The sequence below is a fragment of the Pseudogracilibacillus amylolyticus (SeqCode) genome (assembly GCF_051918545.1).
Classification (GTDB): domain Bacteria; phylum Bacillota; class Bacilli; order Bacillales; family Amphibacillaceae; genus Pseudogracilibacillus.
The window spans coordinates 1-14,392 of sequence record NZ_JBPPZG010000103.1 but is presented as its reverse complement, the minus strand read 5'-3'; the positions used below and the strand labels follow the sequence as shown (position 1 = coordinate 14,392).

Below are 14,392 nucleotides of genomic sequence, written 5' to 3'. Positions count from 1 at the left end.
AAACAATTTATCTCCGATTGGTTTAATATACCGATGGATGAATTTGCTTCGTACTTAGAAATTAATGAAAATGATGAAGCCATTAAGCATTTACTACGAGTATCAGTTGGACTTCATTCAATGGTTCTTGGAGAGACACAAATTCTCGGGCAAATGAGAGACACTTTCCTGACTGCACAAAAATTAAAAACTACAGGCACGATCTTTAATGAATTGTTTAAACGTGCGATAACTTTTGCTAAGCGTGCGCATAAAGAAACTGCTATTGGTGAACATGCCGTTTCTGTTAGCTATGCTGCAGTGGAACTTGCAAAAAAAATATTCGGTGATATTACGGATAAACATGTTGTTATCTATGGTGCGGGTGAAATGGGAGAACTTGCTGTTAAAAATCTATCCGGGGCGGGTGTAGGGAATATTACAGTAATAAACCGTACCCTTAAACGAGCAGAAGAATTAGCAACACAGTTTAAGGCAACAGCAAAAACATCAGATGAATTAGCAACCGTTTTACAAAAAGCAGATATTTTAATTAGTTCAACTGCTGCTAAAGAGCCGATTCTTTCTAAAAAGGATTTTGAACCCATTCAAAAGGTTAGAAAAGGAAAACCTCTTTTCTTAGTAGATATTGCTGTTCCAAGAGATTTGGATGCGGATATTAGTGAACTTGATAGTGTTTTTCTTTATGATATAGATGATCTACAACATATTGTAGATCAGAACTTAGCGGAGCGACAAGAAGCTGCAAAAGTAATTGAATTGCAAATAGCAGATGAAATTTACGAATTTAAAGAATGGGTAACAACGCTTGGTGTTGTTCCGGTGATTCGTGCATTAAGGGAAAAAGCATTAGACATACAAAGTGAAACGTTTGCGAGTATTAAACGTAAAATTCCAGATCTTACGGAACGAGAGCAAAAAGTGATTAGTAAACATACAAAAAGTATCGTGAACCAATTGTTAAAAGATCCAATAATTCAAGCTAAAGAAATGGCAGGCAATAAAAATTCTGAAGAACTGTTGTCCTTATTCGTAGATATATTTGGGATCGACGAAAAAGTGAAAAAGGAAGCGGAGAGAAAATCAAGCAGAACAAAAGCCATTGTAAACGGAGCAAAGAACATTGGAACTACATCTCCATTTGCAGATTGAGTCCATGAGAAAGGGAAAATAAATGTTTGCTTCTAAATGGATATATGAATTAATGCTTTTAATTTACAGTATTAGTTTAATCGGTTATTTTATAGATTTTATTAAAAGCAATCGCAGAGTAAATAAACTGTCGTTTTATTTACTCTGTATTGTTTGGGTTATTCAAACAATTATTTTATATAACCAAACGTTTATTGACAAGAATTTTCCAATTTTAACTTTAAACGATGGTTTATTTTTTTATGCCTGGGTGTTAATTCTATTTTCTGTTTTATTAAATCATTTTTTCAACGTTCATTTTGTTGTTTTTTTCACTAATTTATTCAGCTTTTTCTTACTGCTATTATCCCTTTCGTTAAATGCGCAAGCTGGTTTTTATGAACAAGGTAGCGAATTTGTTCATGAAATTTTAATTATTCATATAACGCTTGCTTTAATTTCATATGTTTTTTTCACCATATCTTTTATGTTGGCTATGATGTATTTAGTACAATATTATTTTTTAAAAGAGAAAAAAGGGTTAAAATGGATGTGGCGGTTTACAGATTTGGAAAAACTGGATGCTTATTCCTATTTTTCCGTGATCATCGGTGTCCCATTGTTATTGATTGGTCTTACATTTGGAGTTGTTTGGGCCTATGTAACGTCCGTGGAATTTTATTGGTTTGATATTAAGACAATCGGGTCGATTCTAGTCTTGTTCGTTTACATCATTTATTTGTTATTACGTATTCTAAAAGGATACAGAGGTAAACCAATTTCAATCTATAACTCTGCAGCTTTTTTATGGCTTTTAATCAACTTTTTTCTGTTTTCTACGTTATCGGACTTTCATTTTTGACAAATTAGGAAAGCAAAACGTATCACTTGTATACTAGTGAAAGCAAGTTTTCACTCCACTCTCGCCTCACTGCAAAATTTTTATGCGAGATAGGTGCAACTGTATTTCCAAGTTATAGAGCGATAAACTATTGTTTAAAGGAGGCATTTCATGCGAAAAATTATTGTCGGTACAAGGGAAAGTAATTTAGCGGTTACTCAAACAAAATGGGTGATCAATGAACTGAAGAAAAAAGAAGTTCCTTATGATTTTGAGTTAAAGTATATATCTACAAAGGGAGATCGAAATCAACAAGTATCTCTATCCAAGGTTGGGGGTGCAGGGATATTTATCCAAGATATTGAAGAGGCGTTACACAAAAAAGAAATCGATTTTGCTGTACATAGTTTAAAAGATTTGCAAGCACATTTGCCTGCTGAATTTGTTATTGGTGCTATACCGAAACGAGAAGATCATCGGGATGCATATATTGGACGGGGGCAAAAAAAACTAGCCGATTTACCCGAGGGGGCTGTAATTGGGACAAGTAGCGCAAGACGAGCGGCACAAATGAAAGCAAAATTTCCTCATTTAAAGACTCGTTGGATTAGAGGTGCGGTTGATGCACGAATTAAGCAACTAGAAGAAGGAAAATATGATGGGATTATTTTAGCGGTAGCTGGTTTAAAACGACTTGGAATAACAGATGTAATTACAGAATATTTACCTGCAAAAGAATTTACCCCTGCTGCTGGTCAAGGGGCATTAGCAATTGAGTGTCGAAATGATGATGCGGAAATAAAAGAGCTTTTAACAAAGATTAACGATCCGGATTCGGAAATTGCGATAAAAACAGAACGAGAATTTGTCAATCGCTTGGATCAAGAAGATAAAGCGCCAATCGGGGCTTATGCGCATGTAGAAAATGGTGAAATTATTCTTTATACATCCGTTGCGTCGATAGATGGAGAGAAAATAATCACTTGTACATCAAAAGGAGAATCGATTCAGGCAGTGGCTGAATATGCGGCAAATAACCTTCTTGGTCAAGGTGCGAAAGAGATGATACAAGCTGCAAAAGAGGAGCTTAACAAGGAATGATACAATCTCTTCAAGGAAGAAAAATTTTAGTAACAAGAGAAGCATCGCAAGCGAAACAATTTTCGGACTTAATAACAAATTCTGGTGGTGTGCCAATTGAAGTTCCATTGCTCAAGATTCGCTGCCTTGAACAAACGAATAATGATATAAACATCGATCAATTTACTTGGATCTTTTTTACAAGCGCCCACGGTGTGAACTGTTTTTTTAACCAATTTTCACATGAAAATTTTAAAGATATTAAATTTGCAACGGTAGGTCATAAAACAGAAAAAGCTTTAAAAAATTTTGGATTTGAAGCGGAGTTTATACCGTCAACATATAACGCAGAAGTTATGGCAAAAGAATTTTTTGAAACCTACCCAGATGTTAACGATGTTTTGCTCGTTCGAGGAAATATTTCAAGGAAATTACTTGTGGAAGAACTAACGGAGCGCAATATTCATTTTAATACATGTGTTGTTTATGAAACAGCGCACAATTTAGCGATGAAAGATAAGTTGCTTCGTGTGATTCAAGAAAAAAATATCGATCAGTTGACATTTACAAGCCCTTCAACAGTGAAAGCTTTTATGGAAATAATGGAAGATCACCCAAACATTCAAGATATATTTCTTATTCCTTGTGCTTGTATTGGAACAACTACAGAACAAACAGCAAAAAAGTTTGGATTTATAACGACGATAGTTCCAGAAATATTTACGATTGAAAGTATGGTCGAAAGTATGAAAAACTTTATTCATATGGAGGAGATATAATGGTAGATAACATAACATTTAGACGACATCGGAGACTACGTACATCGGAAGCAATGCGTGCGTTGGTTAGAGAAACAAGTCTTTCAGCCGATGATTTTATCTATCCACTTTTTATTGTGGAAGGTGAAAATGTAAAAAAAGAAGTAACATCAATGCCTGGAGTTTTTCAAATTTCGCTTGATTATTTGGAAACGGAAATGAACGAACTGCAACAAGTAGGCATTCGGGCTGTCATGTTATTTGGAGTTCCAAATGAAAAGGATGAGGTAGGAACAGGCGCTTATATTGATGAAGGCATCGTCCAACAAGCGACGAAAAAAATAAAAGCAACTCATCCAGAAATGCTCGTTATTGCAGATACTTGTCTTTGTGAATATACTTCTCATGGTCATTGCGGCGTCATTCATGGCGAAGATATTGATAATGATGAATCTCTAAAACTTCTTGCAGAAACAGCTGTCTCCCAGGCGAAAGCGGGTGCTGACATTATTGCGCCTTCCAATATGATGGATGGGTTTGTTATTGCGATAAGGCAAGCACTTGATGCAGCAGGATTTACTAATATTCCGATCATGTCTTATGCTGTAAAATATGCATCATCTTTTTATGGTCCATTCCGAGATGCAGCAGATAGTACGCCGCAATTTGGTGACAGAAAAACATACCAAATGGATCCAGCAAATCGCCGGGAAGCTTTAAAAGAAGCGGCTACTGATGTCGAAGAGGGAGCAGATATGCTAATCGTAAAGCCTGCACTTGCATATTTGGATATTGTAAGAGAAGTGAAAAATGCGACAAATATACCAGTAGTAGCTTATAATGTCAGTGGGGAATATGCGATGGTTAAAGCAGCAGCAGGGAATGGTTGGATTGATGAGCAATCCCTCGTGATGGAAATGTTTACGAGTATGAAACGAGCTGGAGCAGATTTAATTTTAACGTATTATGCAAAAGATGTAGCGACATGGTTAAAAAAATAATTAAGGTTGGTGTTATTAGTTGAAAAATTTTACACATTCATTTGATGCGTATAAAGAAGCGGTTGATCTAATGCCTGGAGGTGTAAATTCACCTGTACGTGCATTTAAATCGGTTGGTCTTTCCCCGATATTTATGGAATCTGGGAAAGGTGCAATTCTAACAGACGTAGATGGAAATGAGTATATCGATTATGTCCTAAGTTGGGGGCCTCTCATTTTAGGTCATGCAGATGATCAAGTTGTTGACAGCTTAAAGAAAGTAGCAGAAAAAGGGACAAGTTTCGGAGCACCGACAACTTTAGAAAATAAGTTAGCTAAACTCGTCATTGAAAGAGTCCCATCATTGGAAATGGTTAGAATGGTAAACTCAGGAACGGAAGCAACGATGAGTGCCTTACGTCTAGCTAGAGGATATACAGGTCGTAATAAGATTTTAAAATTTGAAGGAAATTACCATGGTCATGGCGATTCTTTATTAATTAAGGCTGGTTCAGGCGTTGCAACATTAGGACTTCCTGATAGTCCAGGGGTACCAGAATCTATAGCGCAGCATACGATTACAGTTCCTTATAACGATAAAGAAAGTGTGACTTATGCTTTTGAACAGTTTGGAGAAGACATTGCTGGTGTAATTGTTGAGCCAGTTTCAGGAAATATGGGAGTAGTACCACCACAAGACGGTTTCTTAGAACATTTACGTGCTATTACAGAAGAGTATGGTGCACTACTCATTTTTGATGAAGTTATGACGGGTTTTCGTGTCGGATATTACTGTGCCCAAGGACATTTTAATATTACACCTGATATTACTTGTTTAGGAAAAGTAATTGGCGGCGGTCTTCCTGTTGGTGCATATGGTGGGAAAAAGGAAATTATGGAACGTGTTGCACCAGCTGGTGATATTTATCAAGCAGGGACATTATCTGGAAACCCACTTGCAATGACTGCAGGTTATGAAACACTAAGTCAACTAAATGAAGAAACATATAAAGAGATTAATCGTAAGGTTGATACATTAGTTAACGGCTACAAAGAAGCGGCTGAAAAATATAATATTCCTTTACAAGTAAATCGTGTTGGTTCGATGGTAGGATTTTTCTTTACTGATCAACAGGTTATCAATTTTGAAACAGCACAAACATCTGATTTAGACCGTTTTGCAAAATATTATAGGGGAATGATCGAAGAAGGTGTATTTTTACCACCTTCCCAATTTGAAGGATTATTTTTATCAACGGCACATACAGATGATCATATTGATAAAACGATACAAGCAGTAAACACTGTTTTTGCAAATTTATAAAAGTAGAACGAGCAGGATTATTTCTTGCTCGTTTTTCTTTGGCAGAAAGTATAAAACTTCCCTACTGCTCACTGGTAAAAAGCTCGGGCGTCCTGTGCGTCGTAAGTTTTTTTGGCGAAAAATACAATATATTCTAAAATTTTATATATTTAACTAAAGTTATCCTAAATCGCTTCATTATCTCCTGTCCCCACTGAATGAAAATTGCATCCGCCATGTTCATTGGCATATCCGCTGAGTAAAACTTATTTAATGTTCCTCCATAAAATTAATTAAGCTTGAAAGTCATATTAATTAAAGAAAAGACATATATTTTTATAACGTGAGAAGTTCGAAATGTAAAGAAAGGGAGGAGTCATTTTGAAGCAAGATAAAGATATGATCGAATTCGATCTAAATGAAACGTTATACTTCGAAAGCGGACAAGAGATTAATGAAATGGTCTCCATTTCATTGGATCCAGATATTGCTGTGCAACCATACGATAGCTATGTTCAGATACGAGGCTTAATCATACTCCAAGGTGAATATAAAAAAGAATCCAATCCAACAAATCACAGTCAGAATACTAATAATGTAAAGAATTATATTGAAAATGTGTACGAAACTGATCAAGATCAAGCAAGTTTTTCCCACAGATTCCCTGTAGAAATCTCGGTTCCTTCTTATCGAGTTGATGATTTAAATAATATCTCTGTTACTGTAGACTCATTTGATTATGAACTACCGGATCAAAATCAATTAAAACTGACAGCATCTGTACATATAAAAGGAATAAAGTCAGATAATATCGATGATAAAAAGGAGAAAGAGGAAAGTCTATCTCATTCTGAAGGGGTGGAAACGATGAATGAATCCGAAAAGTCTAAGCTTGAGGATGTATATCAGGATGAGGAAATACATGCAAATGAAGCGGATCTGGAAGCAAAAGAAGTTGTTGAAGAGAATCAGATCGAGGAAACAGATGAAATGGAGAAGAAGGAAGAAGTAGAAAGCGTTATACAACAAGAAGAAACGAAGGTAGAAGACGTTTTTAGCGATGCAGTAGCAGAGGAAGAAATTAAAAAAGTAAACGAAATTGATATACAATTAAATGAAGGGGAAAGAGACGAAGACGATGATGAAGTAAGAGATGTTCAATTTCTCACCGATTTATTTGGTAATGAAGAGGAAGAAACACATTCAAAAATGAGAATTTATATTACTCAAGAAGACGATACGATTGAATCAATTGCAAAACGATATGAAATGTCCACATTACAACTAATCAAAGACAATAACCTTACAGGAGAAGGGTTAGAGGAAGGACAATTATTGCATATACCAATAAAAGTTCAAAAATAAAGTATTCCCCTTGATTTGATAATCATTTCAAGGGGTTATTTTTTTGGCAGATAAGAAACCAGCATGGCTAGCCTTGAGCAAGCCGCCATCTATCATGAAAATAAGTTTGTTTTCATACAAAAGTATTAAACTTTCTTGACTCGCTCACTGGCTAAAAGCTCGGGCGTCCTGGGACTGCACTTTCGTTCGTCCCACCGTAAAGATTTGTCTCAGGCGTAAGTCACTAGCACGTCAATCACTTGTAAGTGCAACTCATACTCTCGCCAAGGCTTGCACTTACTTAGCATAAGTGCAACATCACCTCTGTCTTTCGCCAGGAAGGCCGACTAAGAACAGGCTCTCTGCCTAACCGTCGGCATACCCCTGGTGATAAGGGCATGTTTTCTTTAGCGATAAGCCAAATTTTCTAAACAAAATATTTACCTAAAGCCATCGTAAGTAAAACATAATAAATATGCCAATAAAAATTCCTAATAGGATCAGGTCGAATGTTGTAGTAATAAAAATAGTTCGGATTAGCTGAAAGATTAAGATCGGCAAAATTGCTTTTTCTAATACACAGACACATTTATATAACCATGGGGGTAATCGATAACGATAATTCTGCGACATCGTGAATCACCTCACTTATGGTTAATATATGTATGAAATACTATCTAACGTGCTACAATAGAGTAAAAAGTTGCAAAAAAACATAAAAAATATTACACTACAATTAATTAAATAGTTTTACGAGTGATGAGAGGGAAGAGTATAGAAGTATATCTTTCAAAGAGAGGAAAGCATTTGGTGAAAGTTTTCCAGGATATTTTTTAGAAGGTCGCCCTTGATACTATTTCTTTGAACAATCTATTTTATAGTAGAAGAAATCGGGTCATACACGTTACGTACAATGAGTGTGCAAGTGTTTAACTTGTAAAATTAGGTGGTACCACGGAAATGTAAACTTTTCGTCCTTATGTAAGGATGGAAGGTTTTTTTATTTGTTTTTTGTTAATTTCCATTGAGCCTGGATAGTTGGAGGAAACTGTGCAGTAGTGAAAATTTGTAAACCTAGTTGGTAAACCGTTGATTTCCGCTGTGTAAAAATGAACGCAGTCACAAAGCAGAATACCGCTACGGAAATACACTCCGCTTTCCACGGGCGGCTGATGAGCCTTCCTTGTGCTACGCACTGCGTTGTCTCACCTAGGCCTGTCCTCCCGTAGGAGTCTCCGTGTATTTCCTTCGCTGGGTGTGCTTGGTAAACAGCTCTACACAGTTTGTTACTACTATCTTCATGGTTGATTGGAGCCGGAGGGCAGTCGACTCCTGTGGGAAAAGCACGAGTCCGAAGACCCCGCAGCGGTGGTCTTTCCGCGAGGCAGGTTAAGTACGCGACGTCCTGTCGCAACACCTGCACTTGCACGTCCTGTGCTTCGGAGGCTGAGGCCGTGCCCACGGAAAGCGAAGTATTCGGGCGAAGCGGTATTTCCCGAAGTTAGTCAAATTTTTAATTTCCGTAGCGGTAGGACTGTTGCTATTTGAACTTTACTGCACAGTTTATGGATATTGTAGAAAAAAATTTAAAAACAGCTTTTGTTTTGTGAAAAATTAATCAAGGAGGAAAAATTATGACAGAAAATAATAAGCAACAATTGCCGCCAAAATATGACCATAAAGCAATCGAAGAAGACCGTTATGGCTTTTGGCTTGAAGGGAATTATTTCGAAGCAACTGGAGATGAAAAGAAAGAACCTTATTCCATTGTAATCCCACCGCCAAACGTAACAGGAAAACTACATTTAGGTCATGCATGGGATACGACAATGCAAGATACAATTTCTCGAATGAAACGGATGCAAGGCTATGATGTCCTTTGGCTTCCAGGGATGGATCATGCCGGTATTGCAACCCAAGCAGTTGTTGAAGCAAAACTAAAAGAAGAAGGAAAATCTCGCTATGATATGGGAAGAGAAAAGTTTGTTGAGACTGTTTGGGAGTGGAAAGAAGAATATGCAGATTTCATACGCGAACAGTGGGGTAAGTTAGGTTTAGGTCTTGATTATACGAGAGAACGTTTTACTTTAGATGATGGCTTATCTGACGCTGTGCAAGAAGTCTTCATTAAATTATATGAAAAAGGTCTCATTTATCGCGGTGAATATATTATAAATTGGGATCCAAAAACGAAAACAGCATTATCCGATATTGAAGTAATCTATGAAGAAGTACAAGGAAAGTTTTATCATATGCGCTATCCAATAAAAGATAGTGACGAAACGATTGAGATTGCTACAACTCGACCAGAAACGATGCTCGGTGATACTGCTGTAGCGGTTCATCCTGACGATGAACGTTACCAACATTTAATTGGTAAAAAAGTAATTTTGCCAATTGTTGGACGGGAAATCGAAATTGTTGCAGATGATTATGTTGATATGGAATTTGGATCTGGTGCGGTGAAAATTACTCCGGCTCATGACCCTAATGATTTTGAAATTGGAAATCGACATAACTTAGAGCGCGTTCTTGTAATGAATGAAGATGGAACAATGAACGAGAATGCTGGAAAATATAAAGGAATGGATCGATTTGAATGCCGAAAAGCTATCGTAAAAGATTTACAGGAACAAGGCGTATTATTTGAAATTGAAGACCATACACATCAGGTCGGCCATTCGGAGCGCAGTGGAGCAGTAGTAGAACCATATTTATCGACTCAATGGTTTGTTAATATGCAACCTTTAGCAGATGCCGCAGTAGAGCTTCAAAAAACAGATGAAAAAGTTAATTTTGTACCGAATCGCTTTGAAAATACGTATCTACACTGGATGGAAAATATTAGAGATTGGTGTATTTCTAGACAGTTATGGTGGGGACACCGAATTCCGGCTTGGTATCATAAAGAAACAGGAGAAGTATATGTAGGTAAAGAGGCACCAAAAGATTTAGAGAACTGGGAGCAAGATAAAGATGTTTTAGATACATGGTTCTCGTCTGCATTATGGCCGTTTTCTACCATGGGCTGGCCAGATAAGGATAGTAAAGATTTCAAACGATATTTCCCAACGGATGTACTCGTTACTGGATACGATATTATTTTCTTCTGGGTTGCGCGTATGATTTTTCAATCGTTAGAATTTACAGAAGAAAAACCGTTTAAAGATGTACTCATTCATGGCTTAATTCGAGATGCCGAAGGACGTAAAATGAGCAAATCACTTGGCAATGGCGTTGATCCAATGGAAGTAATCGATAAATACGGTGCAGATTCCTTACGTTATTTCTTATTAACTGGCTCGACACCTGGTCAAGATTTACGATTCCATTGGGAAAAAGTAGAATCTACTTGGAATTTTGCCAATAAAATTTGGAATGCTTCACGATTTGCGTTAATGAATATGGAAAATATGGCACATGAAGATATTGATTTATCGAGAGAATTAGCATTACCAGATAAATGGATATTAACCCGATTAAATGAAACGATTGAACATGTAACGATGAACACAGATAAATATGAATTTGGGGAAGCAGGTCGTTATTTATACAATTTCATTTGGGATGATTTCTGTGATTGGTATATTGAAATGGCAAAAATCTCTCTTTACGGAGAAGATGAAAATAAAAAGAAAACAACAAGATCTGTATTAGCACATGTTTTGGATCAGACATTACGTATGCTTCATCCGTATATGCCATTTATAACAGAAGAGATTTGGCAGCAATTGCCGCATGAAGGAAAATCGATTACTGTTGCTACTTGGCCAAAGGTAAACACAGTCTATCATGATGAAGTGGCTTCCAGTCAAATGGAGAAAGTAATGGCGGTTATTAAAGCAGTACGAAATATTCGGGCTGAAGTAAATACACCAATTTCTAGACAAGTAAGTTTGTTCATAAAGACGACAGATGATGAGATTACTTCTCAGTTTGAGGATAACCGCCACTATCTCGAGCGTTTCTGTAATACAAGTGAACTTGTAATCGGAGCATCTGTGGAAACGCCTGAACAAGCGATGACGGCTGTTATTACTGGTGCAGAGCTGTTCTTACCTTTGGAGGGTCTGATTGATTTTGAAAAAGAAATATCTCGCTTAGAAAAAGAATTAGAAAAATGGAATAAAGAGGTTGCTTTAGTCCAAAAGAAACTTTCAAACAAAGGGTTTGTTGACAAAGCCCCTGAAAAAGTTGTTGAAGCAGAAAGAAAAAAGGAAGTAGAATATTTAGAAAAACGAAAAATGGTTGAACAAAGATTAGCAGAATTAAAAGCATAACTTAATGGAGTACAAATCAAAAAATTGATTTGTACTCTTTTTTATAGGAAAAACTTGAATATTCTATGGAAGTGCATGGAATAACATGGTAACATAAGATCAAAAAGGAGGAGATTTATTGTGAATTTTTGGCTAAAACCTCTCATAGTTCTCATTCTCTTTCTAATTATTTTGTATGTATTTCAAGTTGTAATGAGTAAGTTGCTTAAGGTTGAAAATAAGAGCTTCTTTTCATTTAAATCACCTGTACTTGTAAATGAGCAACATAAAAAGATTGATAGAATAATACGGTTTACTTTTGTCAGTATATTTTTGCTCGGATTAATGATTTTCCTCATGAGAGTACCTATTCCAGACATTTTATTTTTGCAACCATACTTTTTAATTTTCCTTTTTGTTGTTGTATCTGAAAGCGTCAGAGCTTTTATTGAGTGGAAATATGCATCAAACAGAAATGATTATATTTTTACTATTAGCCAATTATTGTTCATGTCTGTAGTAGTGCTTTTGATTTTCTCAACTAATATTTTTGGCTGGCTAGAGTAGGAAGGGTATTCATAATGTCTTCTTGTCAAAATTGCAATAAAAAATAGAGTTGGAAACAAACGTTTAAAAAGTCTTTTACTTTAGACACCGGAATGAAGTGCCCGAACTGTGATCAAAAGCAATATGTGTCAGCGTTCTCATGAAAAAGAAGCAGTATTTCCCATTAACATTTGATTGGAGTCATCTGTAGTTATGGCATAATCCTTGTTATTATTTTATCCTCTTTAATATTTGTTTATATCCATTTACTTTAAAATTAACGTATGAAGAGGAACCTTATTGGTAAATTTTACTGCGAAAACGGTATATTTCACTCGAGTAATTGATGAAACTGTCCAAGATGATTTTTTTCGTTTGGTAAGTGAAAAGAAGAATACAAAAAAGGAGAATAAAATGAACAGATTAAATCTTATCAAACTTGGAACAAAGGATATTGTAAAATCACATCAGTTTTTTAAGGAGCTTGGGTTTGACACTTCAATTAGGGGAACAGAATCAAATCCTTTTATTATTTTCTTTAGAAATGAAGGAACACGAATAGCATTGTACCCGCTAGAAGATTTGATCAGAGATGTTAATAAAGATATTCCACCCGCTGTAACAAATGGATTTCCAGGTATCACTCTAGCATATAATGCAAAATCTATAGAAGAAGTTGATGAAATAATGAAAAGGGCGGAGTTGGCTGGAGCTACAATTCAAAAAGTACCTAAAAAGACCGATTGGGGTGGGTATGGAGGATATTTCACTGACCTTGATGGCTATTATTGGGAAGTCGCCTATGGGGAAGATTGGGAATTTGATGAATCCAATATGTTGGTTATTCACGATTAATAAAAGTGTAAAGTTTGAAAAGGAATGATTGTGATAAAGAGTGGTTTTGGCTTTTACGTATTCTTTGCATTTTTGCTGGTTCACATTTGATTTACCTTTGGCAATATTTTCTTATTGAAATAGACTTTCCAAATTAAAATGAATGGTGACTTGCAAATTAAACAAGACAATGAAATTATTAGAAAGACTTAATATGTAAATGAAAATGCATTTTTCAATGTTACTGGTTCGTCCGCTAGCTTCATTTGACCTATAGATTTAATATTCATGTGCTATACTTATAGTTAGTGTAATAAGGCTTTCATGGGTGGTGGCTCGCTTTCTTTCCTGTCGTTGATGGAAAGGGGGTGATGCCTCATGACAGTTTTTGAGTCATTGATTATTATGCTCACTTTTGGAGCATTGATCGTGTCTATTCTGTCAGAAAAAAGAAAATAACCACCCTTTAAGCCTAGCAAGCGAAATTGGGTGGTTATTTTTCATCTGAATTTGCGAGCTGCCCCCTTGAAGGGCTATTTACACGCTAGACCGTACCATGTAGCACCATGGACGGTCTTTTTTATAATATGATTTTCTAAATATAGTATACCTCATTTTTGTAAAAAAATAAACATGAAGATTTTAGCCTTTTATACAGCACTAAGGAAATGGACGTTGTAAAAAAATGTAATTGAGATTATTGCCATCTATACGTTTACAGAAATAATGGAAAGGATTTTGATAATATGATAGAAAAAATAAGTCATATTACATTTGCTTCTCTTTATAATGAATTTATGTGTGTTAAAATTGCCACTACAGCAAACAGAGGAAAAAATACGAGACACAGAATAAAGACTTTAACTATTTTCAAAAAGTTAACAAATTATAAAATCGTAGCTTGCTAAGGAACCTGACAGAAGGGATGGGATTTATGAAGAATAAGATTTTGCTTCTTTTATTGATAATAAGTGTAGGAATTAATCTGTATATTTTCGGGAAAAAGCTTTTGATTGAACAGTGGTACGAACCTTCCTCTGAAGAAAAAGTTATCCTAAGTGAAATGGTCCAAAAGACGGTTGAAAGTGAAGATTATAAAAGGTTAGCGGAAAAAGAAAATATCATTGCTATTGATACAAGTATTGATAAATATAAAGGTGGAGTATTCCCTTATTATTTTGAACAAAAAAGCGAAGGCGCAGTCCCCTTCAAATTGCGTTAGCAATTAGTGGGGGTTAGCCTTCGCGGTCTTGATTTTCGATATACTTTTTTATTACTTCTATAGGAGTTTCGCCTGTTGTTAAAATTAAATAACT

At 35.8% G+C, this 14,392-nt stretch carries 12 protein-coding genes and 1 other annotated feature; all 12 genes read left to right on the top strand.

Annotation, left to right across the window (positions count from 1 at the left end):
- The coding region (gene hemA / locus ACPYKA_RS12235) for a glutamyl-tRNA reductase (RefSeq protein WP_479542544.1) at positions 1-1,152 on the top strand (1,152 nt) is incomplete at its 5' end.
- Between the two features lie 22 nt (positions 1,153-1,174).
- Positions 1,175-1,993, top strand: coding sequence for a cytochrome C assembly family protein (locus tag ACPYKA_RS12230; RefSeq protein ID WP_479542543.1), 819 nt, complete (start codon positions 1,175-1,177; stop codon positions 1,991-1,993).
- Positions 1,994-2,143: 150 nt separating this feature from the next.
- On the top strand, positions 2,144-3,073 hold the full coding sequence (gene hemC, locus ACPYKA_RS12225; RefSeq protein ID WP_479542542.1) for a hydroxymethylbilane synthase: 930 nt from the start codon (positions 2,144-2,146) through the stop codon (positions 3,071-3,073).
- Positions 3,070-3,831 (top strand): uroporphyrinogen-III synthase, encoded by a 762-nt coding sequence (locus tag ACPYKA_RS12220; protein WP_479542541.1) that lies wholly within the window; start codon positions 3,070-3,072, stop codon positions 3,829-3,831. Before hemC ends, ACPYKA_RS12220 begins: the two co-directional genes overlap by 4 nt.
- Positions 3,831-4,811, top strand: coding sequence for a porphobilinogen synthase (gene hemB / locus ACPYKA_RS12215; RefSeq protein ID WP_479542540.1), 981 nt, complete (start codon positions 3,831-3,833; stop codon positions 4,809-4,811). The genes ACPYKA_RS12220 and hemB overlap by 1 nt, the downstream gene beginning before the upstream one ends.
- Before the next feature lie 19 nt (positions 4,812-4,830).
- Positions 4,831-6,114 carry a glutamate-1-semialdehyde 2,1-aminomutase gene (gene hemL, locus ACPYKA_RS12210; protein WP_479542539.1) on the top strand — a complete coding sequence of 428 codons (1,284 nt, stop codon included), beginning with the start codon at positions 4,831-4,833 and terminating at the stop codon, positions 6,112-6,114.
- Between the two features lie 360 nt (positions 6,115-6,474).
- Entirely contained in the window at positions 6,475-7,458 is a 984-nt protein-coding gene (gene spoVID, locus ACPYKA_RS12205; RefSeq protein WP_479542538.1) for a stage VI sporulation protein D, read from the top strand.
- A gap of 729 nt (positions 7,459-8,187) precedes the next feature.
- Positions 8,188-8,419 (top strand) — a binding site (T-box leader).
- A 652-nt stretch (positions 8,420-9,071) separates the two neighbouring features.
- Positions 9,072-11,717, top strand: coding sequence for a valine--tRNA ligase (locus ACPYKA_RS12200; RefSeq protein ID WP_479542537.1), 2,646 nt, complete (start codon positions 9,072-9,074; stop codon positions 11,715-11,717).
- A gap of 120 nt (positions 11,718-11,837) precedes the next feature.
- Positions 11,838-12,263: a DUF4181 domain-containing protein gene (locus ACPYKA_RS12195; RefSeq protein ID WP_479542536.1), complete on the top strand. Its 426-nt coding sequence runs from the start codon at positions 11,838-11,840 to the stop codon at positions 12,261-12,263.
- Positions 12,264-12,656: 393 nt separating this feature from the next.
- A complete protein-coding gene (locus ACPYKA_RS12190; protein WP_479542546.1) occupies positions 12,657-13,097 on the top strand; it encodes a VOC family protein in 441 nt (146 codons plus the stop codon).
- A 357-nt stretch (positions 13,098-13,454) separates the two neighbouring features.
- Positions 13,455-13,535, top strand: coding sequence for a putative holin-like toxin (locus ACPYKA_RS12185; protein WP_479542545.1), 81 nt, complete (start codon positions 13,455-13,457; stop codon positions 13,533-13,535).
- Positions 13,536-14,010: 475 nt separating this feature from the next.
- Positions 14,011-14,298, top strand: coding sequence for a hypothetical protein (locus ACPYKA_RS12180; protein WP_479542535.1), 288 nt, complete (start codon positions 14,011-14,013; stop codon positions 14,296-14,298).
- Positions 14,299-14,392 lie beyond the last annotated feature (94 nt).